Consider the following 20,525-nt stretch of genomic DNA (forward strand, 5'->3'; position numbering starts at 1 on the left):
CCTGTCACGAGCGACGCCGCCTGGGGTTGCGTGGAAGACATGAGACACAGGGTTCTGGGCACGACCGGCATCTCCGTCAGCGAGTTCGCGCTGGGCGCCATGACGTTCGGCAGCTTCGCGAACGCCGACCACGACGAGTCGGTCGAGATGATCCGCACCGCGCTCGACGCGGGCATCAACTTCATCGACACCGCCGACGTCTACTCCGACGGCGAGTCCGAGCAGATCGTCGGCAAGGCCATCAAGGGCCGGCGCGACGAGGTCGTGGTGGCCACGAAGTTCTACTTCCCGATGGGCGACGACCCGAACCGCCGCGGCGGGTCCGCCCGATGGATCAAGCAGGCGGTCGAGGACAGCCTCCGCAGGCTCGGCACCGACCACATCGACCTCTACCAGATGCACCGCCCCGACGAGCACACCGACATCGACGACTCCCTGGCGGCGCTCACGGACCTCGTCCGCGCGGGCAAGGTCAGGACCATCGGCTCGTCGACGTTCCCCGCCAGCGAGATCGTGGAAGCCCAGTGGGCCGCCGAGAAACGGGGCCACCAGCGCTTCCGCACCGAGCAACCGCAGTACTCCCTGCTGGTCAGGGGCATCGAGGCGGACGTCCTGCCCACCCTTCAGCGCCACGGCATGGGAGCCCTCACCTGGAGCCCGCTGTCCGGCGGCTGGCTCTCGGGCCGCGCCGACCCCACCGACGGCGCCGCCGGCCGCCGCGCCTGGGCGGGCATGTACGACATGACCGACCCCGCCAACGAGGCCAAGCTGGCGGCCGTGCGGCAGCTCACCGCGCTCGCCGCCGAGGCCGGTGTCCCGCTGCCGACCCTGGCCACGGCGTTCGTCCTGGCCCACCCCGCCGTCACCTCGGTGATCATCGGTGCCAGCAAGCCGCACCACCTCACCACCCTGCTCGACCACGCCGGCACCGTGCTGAGCGAGGACGTCCTGGACCGGATCGACGAGATCGTCCCACCGGGCACCAACGTGCGGCAGAACGACACGTTCGCGACGACGCCGGCCGTCCAGGACAAGCGCTTGCGGCGCCGGTGAGATTCCACCTCGGCCCGGTCGGGGGTTCTGGGATTTAGCTCGATCGGGGCAATGACCTGGGGACCGGTCCGTGAATCATGGAAGCATGGGGATCGACCAGTCGTTCTGGGGGATGCTCGAACAGACCGATCGCACGGCCTTGGAAGCCGCGGCGACGCGTGTGCTGTTCCAGCCCGGCTCGGTGATCTGCCACCAGGGTGACAACTCGCGCAACGTGCTGCTGGTGTCGCGTGGCCGGGTCAAGGTCAGCAGGCTGACGCACAACGGCGAGGAGACCGTGCTCGCCGTGCGCGGGCCCGGCGAGATCATCGGCGAGCTGTCGGCGATCGACGGGCGGCGGCGGTCGGCCACGCTCACCGCCGTCGACCCCGTCAGCGGCATCGTGATCCGCTACACCACGCTGAAGCGGTTGTGCGGGAAGCATCCCGGCATCGCGTGGGCGATGCTGCAGGTCGTCGTGTCCCGGCAGCGCGCGACGGGTGACCAGCAGGACCTGCGGACCGGGCCCGCCCTGTGCCGGGTCGGGGCGGTGCTGCTCTACGTGGCCCACCGCGGGCCCGACGACCTGATCGCCACCGTGCCGTTGAGCCAGCGCGAGCTCGCGGGCATCGCGGGGATCTCGCGGGAGACCATCGCGAGGGCCTTGAAGACGTTGCGGGAGAGGGGGATCATCTCGACCAGCCGCACCAGCATCAAGATTCTGCGCGAGGACGAATTGCGCAAGCTGTGTGGCATCTGACGCAGACGTTCCGGCCCTACCGGCGTTTCCTTGGTGCACAGACGAAGAACACTCACCCAGGAGCCGTCATGAAGCGCCACACTCTGCCGGAAACCGCCTCCCGCAAGCAGATGCAGCGTGCACGGCGCAAGCACACGGAGCGGGTGGTGTACGCCGTCATCTTCACCGCTGTCGAACTGTGGGCCGTCGTCGCCGCGATCGTGCTGCTCAACGACTCCGGGGTCCTCGCCGTGGCCGTCGCCGTGGTGTTGTCGGCAGCGCTCATCGCCGTGTGGGACACATGGCAGTCGGTGCTCGCGAACGGTCGGGCGTTGCGCGAGAGGATGCCGGCTGAGAGTCCCACCGAGGGGGTCGAACCGGACCACCGCGCGAACCTGGTGCGGCTTTGATCCCGGGTGTGGCCGCGGCGTAGGGGGGCGCGGCCACACCGTCCCCACTCAGACGGCGACGGGCTGGGCCACCAGCTGCCGGACCGCGTGCGCGATCCGCGTGGACGGCGAGCCCGTGCCGTACGGAGAAGCGATCTCCCGCAGCGCCGAGCGGTGGGCGGCGACGTCGTCGAGCCACGGCAGCACCGCGTCGCCCACCAGTGGTCCCGGAGGGACGAGGGTACCGAAGGTGCCCTCGATCTCCGGGCGCTCGGTGCTGCGGCGGACCACCACGACCGGGCGCTTGAGCACGCTCACCTCCTCCTGGATCCCGCCCGAGTCCGACACGACCACGGCGGAGGCGTGGGCCAGGGCCAGGAAGGTCCGGTACGGCTGCGGCTCGACCACCCGCAGGCGCCGCAGCAGACCGGAGAGCCCGAAGGTGCTCACCCGCGCCGCCGTCCTCGGGTGCAGGGGCAGCACGACCGGCAGCGGCAACGCGCCGAGCTCGCGCAGGATCGTCTCGAGGTTGCCGGCGTCGTCCACGTTCTCCGGGCGGTGCACCGTCGCGAGCACGTAGCCGTCACGCACCAGGCCCAACTCCGCCAGCACGGCGTTCTCCTCGTCGGCGGCGGGCAACGCGTGCGCCAGCGCCTCGACGACGGTGTTGCCGGTGACGACGACCCGGCTGTCCGCGACGCCCTCGGCGAGGAGGTTGTGGCGGTTCAACGACGTCGGCGCGCAGCACAGGTCCGCGAGGTGGTCGATCACCACCCGGTTGTGCTCCTCCGGCATCGCGCGGTCGTAGCTGCGCAGCCCCGCCTCGACGTGCACCAGCGGGACGTCGCAGGCGTTGGCGGCCAACGCTCCCGCGAGCGCCGAGGTCGTGTCGCCCTGGACGACGACGGCGGCGGGACGTTCGGCGGCCAGCACCTCGTCGACGGCGGCGACGGCGCGGCCCAGCTGGTCGCCGCGGCGCAGCCCGCCCAGGCTCAGCTCGTGGAACCCGCCCGGTTCCGGCACCTCACGGCGGATGAGCGAGTACATCGAGCGGTCGTAGTGCTGGCCGGTGTAGATCATGGTGCACGCGCTGCCGAAGCGGTCGACGAGCGGCGCGAGTTTGATCAGTTCGGGCCTGGTTCCGCAGACGATCGTCACGGTGGTGGTTTCCCGCACGGCCGCAAGCTACTTCACCGGTCTCGGCGTTCTCCGGCGTTCACCGCCCAGGTTCACTCGAAAGCGTTGCCTGGGATATCGCTCGAAAGTGTTGCGGCAGAGGCGTGTCGTAGGGTGCGCGCTCATCTGATCTGAGGCGCGCGCCGAAGCGTGTTTCGCCGAAACCAACGGAGAGTCCCGCGTGTCCGGTCATCTGGCGCTTGCCGTGTCCACCGTGCTGTACGGGCTGGGGATAGTCGCGCAGACCGTCGCCGCGCGCAGGGCGGACGAACGGCCCGGCACCGGCGTGGGGCTGCTCGCGCGGCTGGCGTCGGACCGGGTGTACCTGCTCGGGTTCACCGGACAGGCCGGCGGGTTCGCGTTCGCCTTCCTGGCGCGCGAGGACCTGCCGCTGTACCTGGTGCAGGCGGGCTCGTCCAGCGCGGTCGGGCTGGCGACGGTGATCGGCGTGCTGCTGCTCGGCTGGCGGATCCGGCGCGTCGAGATCGCGGTGCTGGTGGTGATGGCGTGCGGTCTGCTGCTGCTCACGGGCGCGGCGGCGCCGTCGGCCGCCGAGGAGCTGCCCCTCGTCCCCGCACTGGCGGTGCTGGGCGTGCTGACGCTCGCGGTGCTCCCGTTGGCGCGCAGGCTGAAGGCGGCGACGCCCGTGCTGGCCGGCATCGCCTTCGCGGTGGTCGCCGTGGCGGCGCGCACCGTCGCGGGCAAGCCGGTGCTCGACCTCGTTCTGCACCCGCTGACGTGGGTGATGGTGCTCGCCGCGTTCGTCGGGCAGGCCTGTCTGGCCACGGCGCTGCAGCGCGGCTCGGCCACGTCCGCGGTGGCGTCGATGGACGCGACGACGGTCGTGATCAGCTCGGTCGCGGGACTCCTGCTGATGGGCGACCGGATCACACCCGGCCGCGAGTGGTGGGTCGGACTGGGCGTGCTGCTGGTGGTGTCCGGGGTGCTGGTGCTCGGCTCCGTCAAGCAGCCGGCGCGGGAGCTCGCGGACGTCAGAGGCGCGCGGTGAAGCCCGTCGCCAGCGTGTCGCTGGACCTCGACAACCTCTGGGCGTACCTCAAGACGCACGGCGACCCGGCGTGGGAGCGCAGGCCGAGCTTCCTGCCGTCCGCGGTGCCGAGGTTGCTGGACGTCTTCGGCGAACGGGGTTTGACCACCACGGTGTTCGTCGTCGGAGCGGACGCCGAACGCGACGACGGCGCCGAAGCCGTCGCGAAGATCGTCGAGGCCGGGCACGAGGTCGCGAACCACTCGTTCGGCCACGAGCCGTGGCTGCACCGGTACTCCCCCGACGAGCTCGAGACCGAGGTGGCGCGGGCCGAGCAGGCGATCACCGCCGCCGGCGCACCGACGCCGACCGGGTTCCGCGGCCCCGGCTACAGCGTCACGCCGCAGCTGCTCGACGTGCTCCGGCGGCGCGGATACCGTTACGACGCCAGCGTTCTGCCCACCTGGATCGGCCCGCTCGCCCGCGCCTACCACAACCGCACCGCCGGGTCGGCGCACGACGCGGCCGACCTCTTCGGCGGCTTCGGCAAGGTCAAGGCGCCCAACTCCGCGTACCGCTGGGGTTCCACCGGGCTCGTCGAGCTGCCGGTCACCACGATGCCGCTGCTGCGGGTGCCGATCCACGGCGCGTACCTGTTGCAGCTCCACCAGATCTCGCCCCGGCTCGCGCGCGGTTACTTCCGCACGGCGCTGCGGTTGTGCCGGGCCCGCACCGTCTCCCCGTCGCTGCTGTTGCACCCCACCGACGTGCTCACCGCCGCCGAGGCGCCCGGCATGGAGTTCTTCCCCGGCATGGCGATGCCGGGCAGCGAGAAGGTGGCGCTGCTCGGCTGGGTGTTGTCGTTGCTGCGCCGCCACTTCGACGTGGTGGGCACCGGCGAGCACGTCGCCCGCGTCTCCGGATCGGTGCTGCGCGAACGGGATCCGGTCGCATGTGGCTGACGGCCCTGCTGCGCGTCCTCGCCTGCGGCACGGTCGCGCTGGCCCCGCTGGAGGGGTACCTGTTGCAGGTGAACGGCCAGCTGGCCAAGGTCGTGCCCGCCGCGCTGATCGGGGTCTGGGTCGTCTCGCTGGTCCGGAACCGCAGGCTGCCCGCGCCGCATCCGTTGCACCTGCTCGTCGCGCTGCTGGCGGTCGTCCTGCTCACCACCTCGGCCGTGCACGTGGCCGAGCCGTTCACGCTGGAGTACCTGGTCCGCTGGGTGCCGTTCCTCGTCATCACGGTGGTGCTGGCCGACGTGGCCGCGCGCGAGGTGCCGGTGAAGGCGCTGCTCGCCGCGGCGGTGGCGGGCGCGGTCGTGGCGGCGTCCGGTGGGTTGGTCAGCCTCTTCACCGGTGAGCTGCGGGCGACCGGACCGTTGGAGGACCCCAACGACCTGTCGTTCTTCCTGGTGGCGGCACTGCCGTTGCTCGTCGCGCTGCCGGCGAGGGGCCGGTCGCGGATCGTCCTCCTGCTGCTGGGCGCGGTGCTGGTGGCGGGTGCGGCGGCGACGTTCTCCCGTGGTGGTGGGATCGCACTGGCCTGCGCCCTCGCGTGGCTCGTGCTGCGACGGGCCATCCCGGTCCGCGCCGTCGTCGTCACCGCCGCGGTCACCGGCCTGGCGGCCCTGGTGTTCGCGCAGGTGGCGCACGCCGAGCTGGAGCGGGCGTTCCAGGAGAAGAGCCACATCGCGGGCACCAACGCCGACACCAGGATGCTGCGCTGGCAGGCCGCCGCGCGGATGCTGTCCGACGACCCGCTGCTCGGCGTCGGGCCAGGCGGGTTCCGCCAGGAGTACGCGGCGGCGTCGCGCAACGCGGAGATCGACGAGCAGACCCCGGTGGCGCACAACCTGTTCATCGAGGTGGCGGCGGAGCTCGGACTGCCCGGCTTCGCGGTGCTGGTCGCCCTGGTCGCACTCGGCTTCGTCGCGAGCGAACGGGCCGTGCGGACGAACCGGCGCGAGGCGGTGGCCGTGCAGGCCGCGCTGATCGCCGTGCTGGCCGCCTCGGTCTTCCTGTCCGAGCAGTACTACCTGCCCCTGTGGTCGCTCGTCGCCGTCGCGGTCGCGATCGGGCAGCGGGCCTCGAAGGAGAGTCGATGCGCGTCCTCCACGTGATCAGCGAGATGGGCGCGGGTGGTGCCGAGGCGCTCGTGGCCGGGATGGTGGCGGCGGGCGGTGACGTCGGCTGGGAGTCCGCGGTGGCGAGCGGCGGCGGGTTCCGCGTCGATGCGTTGCGGGACGACGGTGTTCCCGTGTTCGACGTGCCGGTCGCCCGCAGGTCTCCTGCCGGGGTCGCGCGGGCGGCCTGGGCGACTCGCGGAGCCGTCCGCCGGTTCAAGCCCGACATCCTGCTGGCGCACAACGTGTCCGCGAGCCTGACCGCCAGGATCGCGGCACCGCGGCGGCCGCTCGTGACGGTGTTCCACGGCGTGGCCGACGCGGACGTCACGGGCGCGGTCAAGCTGCTGCGGCGGGTGTCGGACACCGTCGTCACGGTGGCGAACGCCGCCGCCGGACGCCTGCGGGACGCCGGGCTCGGTTCCGTGGCGGTCATCCCCAACGCGATCTTCCCCGAACCCGCGCGCACGGACCGGGCGACCGTGCGCGCGGCGATCGGCACGCCACCGGACGTGCCCGTCGCCCTGTGCGTCGCCAGGATGGAACCCCAGAAGCGGCATGACGTCCTGCTCGACGCCTGGGGACTGGTCCCCGGGAAGGCGGAGCTGTGGCTGGCCGGCGACGGCAGCCTGCGGCCCGCGCTGGAGGACCGCGCCCGGCGCCTGCACGGCGTCCGGTTCCTCGGCACCCGCACGGACGTGCGCGACCTGCTGGAGGCCGCGGACGTCACCGTCCTCACCAGCGACTGGGAGGGCATGCCGATCGCGCTGCTCGAGTCGCTGGCGGCGGAACGCCCCGTCATCGCGTCCGATGTGGACGGTGTGCGGGAGGTGCTGGCCGGCGGCGGCGGGGTGCTCGTGCCGCGCCGCAGCCCCGGACAGACCGCGAAGGCCCTGCGCGGGCTGCTGTCCTCCCCCACCGCGCGCTCGGTCGCCGCGGCACGGGACGGCGGCGGCGACGCGCTCACGTTGATGAAGTCCTACGACGAACTGCTCCGTACCGTCCTGGAGGGACGATGAAGGCTTCCCGTGCTGTGGTGGAGGGGGTGCTGGCCGCGGTCGCGGTCGGCGCGCTCGTGCTGCTGGCCGTCGCCCTGCGCGACGGCGTGAGCGAGGGCAGGCTCGCCCTGCTCGCCACCCCGTCCACACCGGACAGCGCCCAGTTCGGCGAGGTCACCTCGCTCGCGGCGCCCGCGGTGGTGCAGCTGGTCCGCAGCCCGTCCGTGCTGGAGGCGGCGGCGAAGGAGGCCGGCACGTCGCCGGACCGCCTGGCCGACGCCATCGCCGTCGAGCTGGTGCCGGCGTCCGGTGTCGCGCGGATCTCGGTGCGCGCGGACTCCGCCGAGCACGCCGCGAACGCCGTGTCCGCAGTCGCGAAGGCCGTGATCGACGCCGACCTGCTCGCGCCCGCGGCCCGGTTCCGGCTGGTCGACCCGCGGCCGGAGACCGCGACGGTGAGCCCGGACTGGCGGCTCGCCACCGGTCTCGCGCTGGTCGCCGCGGTGATCGCGGGGGTGGCCGTCGGCGTGCTGCGCCGGGGCAACACCGCCCGGTCCGCGCTCGCCAAGGCGGGCATCGACCACCCCGTGGTCGTGGCGCGCGACGACGACCCCGCGCTCGTCGAGCGGCTCACGGCGTTGTGCGTGGCGGCCGCCCGGCCGGTGCGGGTGCTCGCGGTCGGCCCGGCGCTGGCCGGACGGGCCGAGGAGCTCGCGCAGGCGTTGCCGGACAAGGTTTCCGAGCCGGGCGAGGGCACGGCGGTCATCGCCGTGGCCGAGCGGGGCCGCACCGACCTCGCGCCGGCCCTCGCAGTGCTGCCGGAGTCGTCCGTCGTGGTGGCGGTGGTGCTGGCGTGATCACCACGACCAGCCGCGCGGGGCTCGCCAAGTCGCTTCTGGTGGGGCTCGTCGCCCTCGTCGGTGCCGCCAGCGCGTTCCGCGCGCTGCGGCCGTCGTGGGAGGTGCCGCTGCCGACCGGGGCGAACCTGCCGGAGGAGCGCATGCAGGACTTCCGGGACGCGCTGTACTTCCCGATCCGCGAGTTCCTGAACGGCGGCAACCCGTACGACCCGGCCGTGATGTTCGACCACTGGCCGGTGCGGCAGAACTTCAACCTGTATCAGCCGTACCACCTCGTGCTGCACCTGCCGTTCGCGCTGCCGGACTACCGGGTCGGCGCGGTGGCGTTCGCACTGGCCTGCCTGGTGCTGCTGGTGGGACTGTCGGTGATGGCGGCGCGAGGGGCACGGCTGCCGCTCGTCTCCGGCACGGTCGTCGTCGCGACGCTGCTGGTGACGAGCCAGGTCGGCAAGGCGCAGCTGTACATCGGCCAGGTCAACCCGCTGCTCGCGGTCTGCGTGGCGGGCGCGTTGCTGCTGCGCACGTCGAACCCCGGCTGGGCGTCGGTCGCACTGGCGCTGGCGTGGCTCAAGCCGCAGTTCGGGTTGCCGCTGGCAGTGGTCCTGTTCGTGCGCGGTGACCGGAGGGTCGCGCTCCTGGGCACCGCGATCGCCGCGCTCGCCAGCCTCCCGGTGGCCGTGCTGCTCGTCGTCAGGGGCGGTGGCCTCGGCGAGTTCCTCGACGTGATCTCCCGCAACCTCGCCTGGGCCAGCCACACCGGCTACGGCGCGGTCGACTCGATGACCGCACAACGCGTCGACCTCCCGGCGGTGTTCTTCCGCACGACCGGCTGGCTGCCCCCGGCGGCGGAACTGCTGGCGCTGTGCGGAGTTCTCGCCGCGACCGCACTCCTGGCGCGCCGGCTCGACCGGGCCGAGAACGGGTCCGAGGTCGCGGACGTGCTGGCGTGCCTGGGAATCGTGGTCGCGCTGGTGCACCAGCCCGGTGACGTGCTGATCGCGGTGCCCGCGCTCGTCGCGCTGGCGGTGCTGTGCTGGCGGCGCCGGGCCGAGGGGCACTGGCGGTGGGCAGGGTTCGCCGTGCTGCTGCTCGCGGTTCCGTTCGTCCACCTGCACTTCGTCGACACGGCGGTGAGGAACCTGTTCGGCACCAGGGCGAGCGTGACGCTGGACGGCCTGGCCGTCGTCGCCGCCTGGGTCCTGCTCGTCGTCTTCGCGGTGCGGCACACCCGGCGCACCGCATGACGGACGTGGCGGTGCGCGGCTCGCTCTGGCTCTTCGCGGTCAACCTGGTGAGCAAGAGCAGCCAGATCGCCGTCACCCTGGCGCTCGCGGTGTTCCTCACCGAGGCCGACCTGGGCGCGGTCGCCCTGGTCGTCTCGGTGGTCAACATCGGCCAGGTCGTGCAGGCGATGGGTGTCTACGACATCGTCAGCCGCACCGAACGGGACCCGCTCCGGCTCGCCGGCACGGTCCTCACGATGAGCGTCGGCACCGGCGCCGTCCTGGCCGTCGCCGTGATCGCCGCGGCCCACCCGATCGCCGGCGCACTCGGCGCGCCCGAGTCGGCGGGACTGCTGCGGCTCGCGGCGCTCACCCTGCCGTTCACCGCGGCCGGGGGCGTGCAGATGGCGTTGATGCACCGCAACCTCGACTTCCGCCGCCGGATGCTGCCGGACGCGGGCGGGATGCTCCTCGGCGCCGCGGTCACGGTGGCGCTGGCGGCCAACGACAGCGGGCCCACCGCGCTGGTGGCCGGGTTGCTGTGCACGGCGGTCGCGCAGCCGGTCCTGGCCGCGGTCGCCGGGGCACGGATCCGGCCGGTCTGGGACCGCGACTGCGCGGCCGAGGCGGCGCGGTGGATGGCCGTGGTCGGACCCGGTGCCCTCATCGCCGTGCTGCTGATCAACGTCGACTACCTCGCGCTCGGCCACGTACTGGGCCCGGAGGCGGTCGGCGGGTACTCGCTCGCGTTCCGGGTCGCCTGGGTGCCGTACATCATGGTGGCGGTCGTGCTGGGCGGTGTGCTCTTCCCGGTCTGCGCCGATCTCGTCCGAAGTGGACGGAGGGACGAGCTCCCGGCGACGCTGCACCGGTTCACCGTCGCGACCCTGGTGGTGACCGGTGGCCTGTACGTCGTCGTGGCGCTGCTGGCGGACGGGATCGTCGTGCTGGGCGCGCAGTGGGCGGACGCGGCGCGGATCCTGGTGCTGCTCTGCGGGTACGGGCTCGGGCTCGGCCTGCTGCACGTCTGGTACCAGGCGATCAGGGCCGCCGGACACGCCAAGCAGTACCTCGCCCTCGAAGCCGCGCACCTGGTCTCGTTGCTGACGGCGCTGGTCTTCACGACGAGCCACGGTCCCGAGGCGGTCGCCACCACCCAGCTCGTGGTGGTGTGGCTGCTGGTCCCGGTCACCTGGCTGGTGCTGGCCCGCACCGGGCTCGCGCTCCCCAGGTTCGCCCGCCCTGTCGCGACCGTGGTCGCAGGCGGTGCTCTTTGCCTCGGACTGCGCGGCGTGCTCCCGGCCGGTACGAGCATCCCCGGCCTGGTCGCGACCGGAGTCGTGCTGGCCGCGGCGTACGCGGCCGTCGTCCTGCCGCTGAACCGCACCGTCCTCATCGGACTGAAGGAGCGCGTGTGAAGGTCGTCCACGTGACGCAGCCGGTCGAGGCCGGTGTCGCGGTCGTGGTGCTGGCGTTGGCCCGAGACCAGCAACGGCGGGGCTGGGACGTCCGCATCGCCTGTCCACCGGGATGGCTCACCGACCAGGCACGCCAGGCCGGCATCCCGGTCCTCCCGTGGCACGCGACCCGCTCCCCCGGCCCGCGCACCGCGTTGGAGCTCAAGGCACTCCGCAAGACCCTCAAGACGATCGACCCGGATGTCGTGCACCTGCACAGCTCCAAGGCAGGGCTTGCCAGGCTGGTCCTGCGCGGCCGCACCCCCACGCTGTTCCAGCCGCACCTCTGGTCGTTCCGCATCGCCGGCGGTCTGCTCAGCCGCGCCTGCCGGTTCTGGGAGGCCCGCGCGTCCCGCTGGACCGACCTGCTCGTGTGTGTGAGCGATGACGAGCTGACGGCCGGCCGCGCGGCCGGGGTGACCGCACGGGCCGAGGTCGTCTGCAACGGCGTCGACACCCGGCGGCTTCGCCCACGCCCCAAGGAGAACGACGTCCCGACCGCGGTCTGCGTCGGCAGGCTCGCCCACCAGAAGGGCCAGGACCTGCTCCTCGACGCCTGGCCCCTGGTCCGCGACCGGGTACCGGACGCCCGGCTCCTGCTCGTGGGTGATGGTCCCCTCAAGGACGCTCTCCACACCACCGACCACCCCGGCGTCCACTGGCACGGCCACAGCGACACCCCGGCCGACTTCTACGCGCAGGCCGATGTCGTGGTCCTGCCGTCACGGGCGGAGGGCATGGCATTGGTTCCGTTGGAAGCCATGGCCTGCGGACGTTCCGTGGTCGCGTTCGACGTCGAAGGCGTGCGGCAGAGCCTCGACGACGCGGGCGAAGTGGTGCCGCGGCAAGACACGACCGCACTCGCGCAAGCGATTGCGCTGAGACTCGCGGACCCGGAGCTCGCGGCCGCCGAGGGCAAACGCGGCCGGGTCCGCGCCGAGGCGCTGTTCGACCGCGACCGCATGACAGACCAGATCACGACCCTCACCGAGAAGCTGGTGGAAGGACGACGATGACACGGATCGCCTACCTGCTGACCCAGGACAGCGGTGGCCCGGTGGACGTCACCGTGCGCCTGGCCGCCGCACTGGCCAAGACCGACCACGCCGAGGTGCGCGTCTTCGGCCCGCGCCCGCGCAGGGGTGCCGAGCTGATCGACCCGTTCTTCGAGGAGATCCTGGTGCCGCGCAAGGCTGACGTGCGTGCCGCGCGACTGGCCCGTGCCGCGCTCAGGACGTGGCGGCCGGACGTCGTGCACGCCCAGGACCGCCGCTCGGGGCTGGTGAGCGCGGGCCTCGCGACCACCGGCACCAAGATCGTGCACACCTACCACGGCGTGCCCGACGACGTGGACGAGCCGTGGTTCCGCGGTGTCCGCGGCGCCACTCCCCCGCCGGCCTACACGCGGGCGGTGCTGGCCGCCGACGCCGCCGTCGCCCGCGTCGTGCACCGCACGGTCGTGCCCGCCAGGGAGATGGGGCGGTTCCTGCGCGACCGGCTCTACGTGCCGCCGCACCGCATGACCCACATCGACAACTGCGTCGAGGTCGGTGCCGTGAACCCGCCGGCCGGCCCCGTCCGCCACCTGATCTTCGTGGGCCTGCTGGTCGAGCGCAAAGGCCTGCTCACCCTGCTGGACGCGCTGGAGACCACGATGCCGGACGACGCGACCCTCACGGTCGTCGGCGACGGTCCGCAGCGGGCGCAGGCGGAGGGCAGGGTCACCAGGAGGGGGCTCGGTGACCGCGTCCGGTTCCTCGGGTTCCGGTCCGACGTGCCCGAGCTGATGCTGGAGCACGACGCGCTGGTGCTGCCGTCCACCATGGAGCAGCAGCCGCTCGTCGTCGCCGAGGCCATGGCGGCGGGCAAGCCCGTGGTCGCGACGGACACCGGCGGCGTGGCCGACATGCTCGGCATCTCCGGTGAGGACTGCCCGCGGCCGGGTGACGTGACCGCGCTCGCCGCCAAGCTGAGCGCCCTCTTCGCCGACCCCGACCCCGGCGGCACGGGCGCCAGGCTGGCGACGCGGGCGCGGGAGCGGTTCACCGCCGAGGTCTGCGCCCGGCGGCACCTCGACCTCTACCGCAGGCTCACCACCTCGGAGCGTTGACGAGCACGACGGCGTCCGCGGGCGGCAGGTCCAGCTGGTCCGGGACCTGCTCGCCCCGCAGCGTCAGCAGGCCGGCCGGCGGGGTGAGCAGCACGGAGGTCTTCGTCGGGTTCACGGCCACCCAGCCGTTGCTGTAGCGGCGGACCCACACCCCGCTCGCCAGCCGGGCGGCCGACTCGACCGCCTCGCCGAGCCGGGCGTCCTGGTACACCGACCAGTACTGGTTCTTGTAGTCGGGGTTCGCCTTCGTCCAGCACGTGTGCGGGCTCGCGAGCAGCGCGGCGGAGGCGTACCCGACGCGTTCCTCCTGCTCCGACTTCGTGTGCGTGACGAGCAGCAGCCAGGACTCGCCGAGCGCGGCCTGGGCGCGCTGCTCCTTGAACTGGTTGCCCTGGAACGTGATCAGCTCACCGGTGCCGTCGTCGCCGCGCAGGCCGAAGTTCTCCTCCATGGCGCCCGCGTACCGGGAGTGCGCCGCCCACCGGCCGGGGGTCAGCTGCGACTCCGACACGTTGGGGACCAGCATCTTCCCCGACTTCTCCAGCGCGTCACCGGCGAGCGCGAGCATCGCGTCGAGGCCGTCGCGCAGCAGCCGGTCGGTCCCCGCGGTGTCGGTGGTGCCGGCGATCACCGCGGACGAGTAGTACTTGAGCGAGCTGAAGTCGTTGTCCGCCAGCACCCCGTCCCAGCCCTCGCGGAGCACCTCGCCGACGACCGCGTCCGCCCAGGCCTTCTGGTAGGCCGGGTCCCACACGGTCGTCTGCCAGTGCTGCGGGTAGCCCGTCCACTCGATGCGCTGCCCGAGGGAGTTGATCGCGAACCACTCGGGGTTCAGCTCCTCCGCCGCGAAGTACCCCACACCGGTGGGCAGGTACTTGGCGTCACGGCTGCCCTCGACGGCGCCGGGGTAGTTGCGCACGCTGGAGAAGTCCTTGTACACCAGGACCTTCACCTTGGGGTTGAGCTCGTGGAGCTTGCGCATGTGCGCCGTCTCCCACGCGTTGAGCACGACCACGTCGTAGAGGCGCGCGGCCGTCTTGATCTCCCACGCGGTCGGCGAGTCGCCGATGGCGTACCACCACGAGCACGGCGCCAGGGGTTTCGGCGCCGGTCCGGAGGCGGTGGGCTCGGTGGCCATGCTGACCGTGCACGCACTCGAAAGAAGCACGAGAGCGACAACGGCGAATCGACGTATCAGCGATTTCTCCGACAACACAACTCACCCGCTGTCATCAGTAGAATCCTCAGGTCGAGCCACAACGACCAGTTCGCGATGTAGTAGTTGTCGTATCGAGACCTGTCGGCGATCGAGGTGTCGCCCCGCAAACCGTGCACCTGAGCGAGCCCCGTCAGGCCGGTCGGAACGCGATGGCGTGCCCAATATAGCTCGTGAATAGCGGAGAACTCGCGAACGAAACCCGGTCTTTCCGGGCGCGGCCCGACGACGCACATGTCGCCGCGCAGGACGTTCCACAGCTGGGGCAGCTCGTCGAGCGACGTGCGGCGCAGGAACCGGCCGACCGGGCCGACGCGGGAGTCCCCCACGACCGACCACGTGCGCTGCGAGTCGTCCTCCCCGGACTGCCGGACGCTGCGGATCTTGTAGAGGACGAACGTGCGGTCGTCCATGCCGACGCGGACCTGCCGGAAGAACAGCGGCCGGCCGCTCTCGACCAGCACCGCGAGCGCGCACAGGCCGATGACCGGCGACAGCACGACCAGCGCGACCGCGGCGAGCAGCAGATCGGCGGCGCGCTTGACCCACCAGGTCGGGCTGCTGGTCGGCGAGGTGCCCAGGCGCATCAGCGGGTAGCTGCGCAGCCGTTCGATGCCGGGGCCGTCGGGGTGCAGCTCGTACATGCGGGGCAGGACGAGCGTCGAGCAGCCCATCCGGTGCGCGGTGATCGCGGCGTCCACCAGCGGCGACTCGCGCGTGTGCGAGAACGCGAGGACGACGGTGCCCGCGCGCAGCCGCACGATCGCGTCGGCCAGGTCGCCGTCGACGATCTCCAGCGGCGGCGGCTCGCGGTCGGGATCGGGGCCGGAGTCGGCGAACGCGACGGGCCGCAGCCCGAACTCCGGGTGCTCCAGCATGGTGGTCGCGAGGTTCACGCCGACCCGGCCGGCGCCGACGACGATCGTGCGGTCGCAGCGGTCGAACCGCTTGCGGCACCACCGACCGAACCAGAACACGCACCACCGGACCGGTTCGATGACCAGCGCGAACTCGATCATCGCCCACTGCGCGGCCGCGAGGTCGGGCGCGGGGGCGCCGACGGCCAGGCTGATCCCGGTGAGCAGCGCGAACGCCAGCGCGGTGCTCGCGGCGGACCGCGGCAGGTCCTGCAGCCACGACAGCCACAGCCGCCTGCGGTAGAGCCGCCACGCGCCCCTGATCGTGAGCACGGCGGCCGCGACCGCGCCTCCCCAGACCCAGCCGACCCCGCGGTCCAGGCCCACCGCGACGAGCGTCGCGCAGTCGGCGAGGACCAGCAGCACCGCCACCGCGTTCACCCGGCTGAGCAGGTCCCGGCGGGCTCGGGCGGGGTGCGGTGACCGGCTGGGCGCGGCCTCACGCGTGGGCAGGGGTGCGTCCGGAACGGCAACCGCCGAAAATCGCCTCATGGAAGATCATCCGATCGAAGGAGTTTTAACCGCGCTCTCGCGCGAAAGAGTGAATCTGACAGGAAAAATCATCTCTTCGGGTATCAAAATTCCCTCTTCAGTGGATCACTGATCGCGGTGGGTGAGATTTCGGGGTGCCACCTGCCCTGAACACGCCCAGGGTCGGCTCAAAAGCTTTAGCACGCCGTGTCAATAATTCACGCCACCAACCGCGAGCCACCGAAGAGGGGGCATTGAGTGAGAGTCGACGAACACGGCACCCGGCATTCAGCCGAGGGCGCCACGCTCGTGCAGGACCTGGTCCGCACGTGCGGCGACGTGCACCTCGTCCTCCCCGCCTACAACGAGGCGGCGGCGCTGCCCCGGTTGCTGCGCCGCGTCGCCGACGTCGAGATCGCCGGCCGGATCACCGTCTGGGTGGTCGACGACGGGTCGTCCGACGGCACGGGCGACTGCGTGGCCGGCGTGCGGGGCCTCGACGTCCGGCTGGTGCGCCACCCGGTCAACCTCGGGCTCGGCCAGGCCGTCCAGTCGGGACTGCGGGCCGCGCTGGCGGAGGCCGCGCCGGACCACGTCGTCGTGGTGATGGACGCCGACGACACGCACGACCCCGGCGTGATCCCCGTGCTGCTCAAGGAGATCACGGCCGGAGCGGACATCGTGATCTGCTCGCGCTTCGCCGAGGGCGGGGACGACTCGACCGCGCCGCGCTTCCGCCGGTTCCTGTCCCGCGGCGCCGCCGTCGTGCTCGGCAGGGCGCTCAAGGTCGAGGGCGTGCAGGACTACTCGAGCGGCTTCCGCGCCTACCGGGTGAGCCTGCTGCGCCGCGCCGCCGCGCACTGGGGCGAGCGGCTGGTCGAGGAGCGCGGGTTCGCGTGCATGGTCGAGCTGCTGATGAAGCTCAGACACTGCTCGCCCGTCGTCACCGAGATCCCGCTGCTGCTGCGGTACGACCGCAAGCCCGGCGCCAGCAAGCTCAAGCTCGGCAGGACGCTGCGGCAGTACCTGCTGCTGCTCACGCGTGACCGGCTCACGCCCGTCCCGTTCAAGAAGCTCTGATGACCGGCCGCGTCGTCGTCATCGGCGGGGGCATCTGCGGCCTCGCCACCGCCCATCGGCTCGTCCGCGCGGGACTGCCCGTGACGCTGCTCGAGGCGAGCGACCAGCTCGGCGGCCTCGGGACGTTCTTCTCCTCGCGCGACCAGTGGGTCGAACGCTTCTACCACTGCGTGATGCCGACCGACTCCGCGTTGCTCGCGCTGCTGGACGAGGTGGGGCTCCGCGAGAGCGTCGGCTGGCGGCCCACCAGGATGGGCATGGTCGTCGACGGCGTCCACCGCTCGTTCAACTCCGCGCTCGACCTGCTGCGGTTCACGCCGCTGAGCCTCGTGAACCGGATCCGGTTCGGCGTGGTCTCCCTGCTGCTGCGGCGGCTCGGTCAGGGCGAGGACCTCGACCGGCTGCGCACCGAGGACTGGCTGCGCGGCCTGTACGGCGACAAGATCTGGGACCTGGTGCTCGCGCCGATGTTCGGCGCCAAGTTCGGCTCCGCCTTCGGTGACGTGCCCGCCCTCTACCTGTGGCAGCGGCTCGGCCGGGAGAGCAACGAGTCGGTCCGCGGTTATCCCGCGGGCGGCTACAAGAGCGTGATCGACGCCCTGCGCGCGTCCATCGAGGCGGGTGGCGGCGAAGTCCGCACCTCCGCCCCCGTGCGGCGACTGGAGACCACGCCCGACCGCGTCGTCGTGACGCTGGACGAGGGCGAGACGATCGAGGCGCGCCGTGCGGTGTCCACCGTGCCGCTGCCGGCGTTGAGGGGCATCGCGGACGACGAGCTCGCGCGGCGGCTGCCCGACGTGCGGCTGCCGTACCAGGGCGTGGTCAACGCGTTGTTCTTCCTCCGCAAGCCGTTGTCCGGGCACTACTGGGCGCCGGTGCTGCGCTCGGGAACGGACTTCGACGGCGTCATCGAGATGACCCCGCTGACCGGTTCGCAGCGCTACGGCGACCGGCACCTGGTGTACGTCATGCGCTACACCGGCCGCGAGTCCGAGCTGTACCGCGAGGACGAGGACGTCATCGCGCGGCGGTGGACCGAGCAGCTGATGAGCATCCACAAAGGACTGACGGCGGCCGACGTCGACGAGGTCCGCGTTTTCAAGGCGCCGTTCGTCGAACCCGTGTACCCGCTCGGGTACCTGTCCCAGCGGCCCTCCGTGGAGGTGCCCGGCACGCCGCTGCTCCTCGCCACGACGGCCCACGTCTACCCGAACGTCACGAGCTGGAACTCGAGCGTCGAGCTGGCCTGCTCCGTGACGGACCTCCTCCTGCGCGACGCGCGCAGGTCACCGACCCGGGAGAACACCGCATGGTCAGCAGAATCGGCGCGGTGATCGCAGGCTTCACGATCACCGCGAGCTCGCTCGTCTCCTCCCAGCAGGTCCTGGCCGATCCGGAGCCGCTGCTGCCGGATCTGCGGCAGGCGCCCATCGGCTGTCCCGGCGGCTTCTCCGGCGACCCGGTCACGTGCCGCGACTGGGACGTGTGCCTGGTGCGCGACCCGGAGGAACCGCGCGGCAAGTGCGTCCACAGCGGCGGCCGGGTCGGCGCGGTCCGGCTGAGGTTCACCACGGCGATCGACAACGTCGGCGACGGCCCGTTGCTGCTGCACGCCCACCGCGGGTCCACCGCCACCGAGACGATGAAGGTGCGCCAGGCGGTCCAGTCCGGTGTGGACGGTTCGATCGCCCGCACGTTCGGCGAGGCACGGCGTGCGACCCGGTCGAGCGCCTACTACGAGCCGGCGCCGACGCACGAGCACTGGCACCTGCTGCACTTCGAGTACTTCCAGCTGCGCACACCGGGTGGCGACGTGGTGGTGACCGACCGGAAGAACGGGTTCTGCATCGGGGACCGCTACCGGGTTCCCGGCGACCTGCCCCACCGGCCCACCGACGACGAGACCCCGGCGGGACAGCTCGCCCGCAGCCTGGACGGCCACATGTGCGGGCACCACGACCCGTCCGCGGTGGACACGATGTTCGGCATCTCCGTGGGCTCCGGCGACGACTACCGCAAGGAGGTCGACTTCCAGTGGCTCGACCTCACCCGTGTGCCGTCCGGTGTGTACGACGTCGTCAACACCGTGAACTCCGACCGCGCGTTGCTGGAGAAGGACTACGACAACAACACGTCGTCGATCGCGATCTCGCTGCAGTGGCCGGACGGCGCGGCGAACCCTCCCTCCCGGATCGACACAGCGCCACAGGTGCGCCTGATCCGCAGTTGTCCAGGCCGGGTGCGTTGCGCGGGGACGCTGAACTGAGCGGTACCGGAACCTGACACAGAACGGGATACATCTGTCAACTCAGATGTATCCCGTTTTTGTACCGGCACAAACGGGCGACATTCGGGCCGGAGTTCACGATGTGCTTTCCAAGCGCTATCCTCACTCTTCGAAACCATTAGCGATCTCCCATAGCACACGTGCGGGCAATCGCACAATTTCACCCTTCAACAGGGAGAAGCAGGCGTGTCAATAGGCCAGGCGGTGCAACATTGATCACAGCCGATAGCGGCAGGCGTTACCCCCTTGGACCTTGACCTGCCCAGGCGTGGACTTGAGAGAATTCACTTCGCGATTCCACCCCGTCGCGATTGTGAACCCGCCTGATTCCCCGGCCGATCAGGAGTGCCCCATCTTGAGCGCGCCCGCCGTCTCGTTACGCGATTTCGCCCTCGGTCAACTCCAGAACCTACTGCGCGCGGTCGGTTTAGCCGCATCCGCGAAAAGCGCGACAAAACTGCTGGCCGCGGCATTGGGCCCGGGATCCCGGCAGCCTCTTTCCGCGGTTCCGCAATGGCCTTCCCAGGTCGCCGACGACCACACACCCGTCGAATTCTCGGTGGCTTTGGCCCGGAACGAGCCACCGGCCGTGCGCATGATCGTCGAGTCGATCGCGGAGCGGCCGGACAGCAGGACGAACCTCGCAGCGGCCCTCGAGACCCTCGACCGGTTCAGCGCGGAGCACTCGCTGCACCTCGGCCGGTTCGACCGGGTGCGCGACCTGTTCCTGCCGGAGGACCCGCAGGGCGCGTTCGCGTTCTGGTACTCGCTGATCGTCGGTCCCGGCGCGGCGCCCGCGATCAAGGTCTACCTCAACCCCGACGTGCGCGGCCGCGAGAGCGCGACCGCGCTCGTCAGCGAGGCGCTCGACCGGCTCGGGCTGAGCGCGGCCTACCCGTCGGTGGCCGAGCACGCGTTGCGGCGCGAGGGCCTGGACCGGTTCTCGTTCTTCGCCCTCGACCTCGCGGACTCCGACCGGGCGCGGGTGAAGACCTACGTGTCCCACGACGACGCCGTGGTGGCGGACGTGGTGAGGGCGGCCTCCGCGGTCCCCGACGCCGATCCCGAGCTCCTGGCGGACGTCGTGGAGCTGGCGTGCGGCACCGGCCCGTTCACCCGGCGGCCGCTGATGTCCAGCTACACCTTCCTGTCCGGCGACGTCGACACGCCGAGCGGCTACTCGCTCTACATCCCCGTGCGGGACTACGTGCAGGACGACCTGGAGGCCTGCGAACGCGTCCTGGCGGTGATGGCCCGGTGCGGGCTCGACACGACGCCGTTCGTGCTGGCGCTGGCGAGCATCGTGCGACGGCCGCTGGGCGAGGGCGTCGGGCTGATCGCCCACGTGTCGCTGCGGCTCGGGAAACCGCGGCCGGGAGTCACGGTCTACCTGTCCTCGGAGGCGTACGACGTGACGCCTCCGCGCACCACCGCTCTGGCTGTTTGAGAAAGGCAACGTT

19 protein-coding genes are annotated in these 20,525 nt (G+C 71.8%); 16 read left to right on the plus strand and 3 right to left on the minus strand.

Going from position 1 to position 20,525, the window contains the following annotated elements:
- Positions 1-39: 39 nt before the first annotated feature.
- The 3 genes from ACFWV3_RS17140 to ACFWV3_RS17150 all read left to right on the plus strand — a co-directional run bounded on the left by ACFWV3_RS17140 (position 40) and on the right by ACFWV3_RS17150 (position 2,181).
- Positions 40-1,053, plus strand: coding sequence for an aldo/keto reductase (locus ACFWV3_RS17140; RefSeq protein WP_382412227.1), 1,014 nt, complete (start codon positions 40-42; stop codon positions 1,051-1,053).
- 85 nt (positions 1,054-1,138) lie between these two features.
- Complete coding sequence (locus ACFWV3_RS17145; protein ID WP_382412228.1) at positions 1,139-1,792, plus strand: Crp/Fnr family transcriptional regulator; 654 nt, start codon at positions 1,139-1,141, stop codon at positions 1,790-1,792.
- A gap of 68 nt (positions 1,793-1,860) precedes the next feature.
- A complete protein-coding gene (locus ACFWV3_RS17150) occupies positions 1,861-2,181 on the plus strand; it encodes a hypothetical protein (protein ID WP_382412230.1) in 321 nt (106 codons plus the stop codon).
- A gap of 48 nt (positions 2,182-2,229) precedes the next feature.
- Here ACFWV3_RS17150 and wecB read toward each other — a convergent pair whose 3' ends face one another.
- Positions 2,230-3,336, minus strand: a complete 1,107-nt coding sequence (gene wecB, locus ACFWV3_RS17155) for a non-hydrolyzing UDP-N-acetylglucosamine 2-epimerase (protein WP_382412231.1) — start codon at positions 3,334-3,336, stop codon at positions 2,230-2,232.
- Positions 3,337-3,517: 181 nt separating this feature from the next.
- Between wecB and ACFWV3_RS17160 the strand changes: the two genes are divergently transcribed.
- From ACFWV3_RS17160 to ACFWV3_RS17200, 9 genes are read left to right on the plus strand one after another with little or no spacing between them, the layout of a single operon-like run.
- Complete coding sequence (locus ACFWV3_RS17160; protein ID WP_382412232.1) at positions 3,518-4,345, plus strand: hypothetical protein; 828 nt, start codon at positions 3,518-3,520, stop codon at positions 4,343-4,345.
- Positions 4,342-5,286, plus strand: coding sequence for a polysaccharide deacetylase family protein (locus tag ACFWV3_RS17165; protein ID WP_382412233.1), 945 nt, complete (start codon positions 4,342-4,344; stop codon positions 5,284-5,286). Before ACFWV3_RS17160 ends, ACFWV3_RS17165 begins: the two co-directional genes overlap by 4 nt.
- Positions 5,277-6,443 (plus strand): O-antigen ligase family protein, encoded by a 1,167-nt coding sequence (locus tag ACFWV3_RS17170; RefSeq protein WP_382412234.1) that lies wholly within the window; start codon positions 5,277-5,279, stop codon positions 6,441-6,443. Before ACFWV3_RS17165 ends, ACFWV3_RS17170 begins: the two co-directional genes overlap by 10 nt.
- The gene (locus ACFWV3_RS17175) at positions 6,425-7,465 is read left to right on the plus strand and encodes a glycosyltransferase (RefSeq protein WP_382412235.1); all 1,041 of its coding nucleotides are present in this window, start codon (positions 6,425-6,427) and stop codon (positions 7,463-7,465) included. Before ACFWV3_RS17170 ends, ACFWV3_RS17175 begins: the two co-directional genes overlap by 19 nt.
- A complete protein-coding gene (locus tag ACFWV3_RS17180) occupies positions 7,462-8,301 on the plus strand; it encodes a hypothetical protein (RefSeq protein ID WP_382412236.1) in 840 nt (279 codons plus the stop codon). Before ACFWV3_RS17175 ends, ACFWV3_RS17180 begins: the two co-directional genes overlap by 4 nt.
- Positions 8,298-9,548 carry a glycosyltransferase family 87 protein gene (locus ACFWV3_RS17185; RefSeq protein WP_382412237.1) on the plus strand — a complete coding sequence of 417 codons (1,251 nt, stop codon included), beginning with the start codon at positions 8,298-8,300 and terminating at the stop codon, positions 9,546-9,548. The genes ACFWV3_RS17180 and ACFWV3_RS17185 overlap by 4 nt, the downstream gene beginning before the upstream one ends.
- Complete coding sequence (locus ACFWV3_RS17190) at positions 9,545-10,945, plus strand: oligosaccharide flippase family protein (protein WP_382412238.1); 1,401 nt, start codon at positions 9,545-9,547, stop codon at positions 10,943-10,945. The genes ACFWV3_RS17185 and ACFWV3_RS17190 overlap by 4 nt, the downstream gene beginning before the upstream one ends.
- A complete protein-coding gene (locus ACFWV3_RS17195; protein WP_382412239.1) occupies positions 10,942-12,000 on the plus strand; it encodes a glycosyltransferase in 1,059 nt (352 codons plus the stop codon). The genes ACFWV3_RS17190 and ACFWV3_RS17195 overlap by 4 nt, the downstream gene beginning before the upstream one ends.
- Complete coding sequence (locus ACFWV3_RS17200) at positions 11,997-13,094, plus strand: glycosyltransferase family 4 protein (RefSeq protein WP_382412240.1); 1,098 nt, start codon at positions 11,997-11,999, stop codon at positions 13,092-13,094. Before ACFWV3_RS17195 ends, ACFWV3_RS17200 begins: the two co-directional genes overlap by 4 nt.
- Here the strand turns inward: ACFWV3_RS17200 and ACFWV3_RS17205 are convergent.
- Both ACFWV3_RS17205 and ACFWV3_RS17210 read right to left on the minus strand, forming a co-directional pair.
- Positions 13,075-14,232: a putative glycoside hydrolase family 15 protein gene (locus tag ACFWV3_RS17205; RefSeq protein WP_382412242.1), complete on the minus strand. Its 1,158-nt coding sequence runs from the start codon at positions 14,230-14,232 to the stop codon at positions 13,075-13,077. The genes ACFWV3_RS17200 and ACFWV3_RS17205 overlap by 20 nt on opposite strands.
- Before the next feature lie 56 nt (positions 14,233-14,288).
- The gene (locus ACFWV3_RS17210; RefSeq protein WP_382412243.1) at positions 14,289-15,719 is read right to left on the minus strand and encodes a sugar transferase; all 1,431 of its coding nucleotides are present in this window, start codon (positions 15,717-15,719) and stop codon (positions 14,289-14,291) included.
- Between the two features lie 237 nt (positions 15,720-15,956).
- On the opposite strand from ACFWV3_RS17210, the gene ACFWV3_RS17215 reads away from it, so the two are divergent.
- From ACFWV3_RS17215 to ACFWV3_RS17230, 4 genes are all read left to right on the plus strand, one after another.
- The gene (locus tag ACFWV3_RS17215) at positions 15,957-16,778 is read left to right on the plus strand and encodes a glycosyltransferase (RefSeq protein WP_382412244.1); all 822 of its coding nucleotides are present in this window, start codon (positions 15,957-15,959) and stop codon (positions 16,776-16,778) included.
- Positions 16,778-18,112 (plus strand): NAD(P)/FAD-dependent oxidoreductase, encoded by a 1,335-nt coding sequence (locus ACFWV3_RS17220; protein ID WP_382412245.1) that lies wholly within the window; start codon positions 16,778-16,780, stop codon positions 18,110-18,112. The genes ACFWV3_RS17215 and ACFWV3_RS17220 overlap by 1 nt, the downstream gene beginning before the upstream one ends.
- Positions 18,088-19,044, plus strand: a complete 957-nt coding sequence (locus tag ACFWV3_RS17225; RefSeq protein WP_382412246.1) for a lysyl oxidase family protein — start codon at positions 18,088-18,090, stop codon at positions 19,042-19,044. Before ACFWV3_RS17220 ends, ACFWV3_RS17225 begins: the two co-directional genes overlap by 25 nt.
- A 334-nt stretch (positions 19,045-19,378) precedes the next feature.
- The gene (locus ACFWV3_RS17230; RefSeq protein WP_382412248.1) at positions 19,379-20,512 is read left to right on the plus strand and encodes a tryptophan dimethylallyltransferase family protein; all 1,134 of its coding nucleotides are present in this window, start codon (positions 19,379-19,381) and stop codon (positions 20,510-20,512) included.
- Positions 20,513-20,525: the final 13 nt, after the last annotated feature.

It is taken from the genome of Lentzea sp. NPDC059081 (assembly GCF_042738015.1).
In the GTDB taxonomy this organism is placed as follows: Bacteria; Actinomycetota; Actinomycetes; order Mycobacteriales; family Pseudonocardiaceae; genus Lentzea.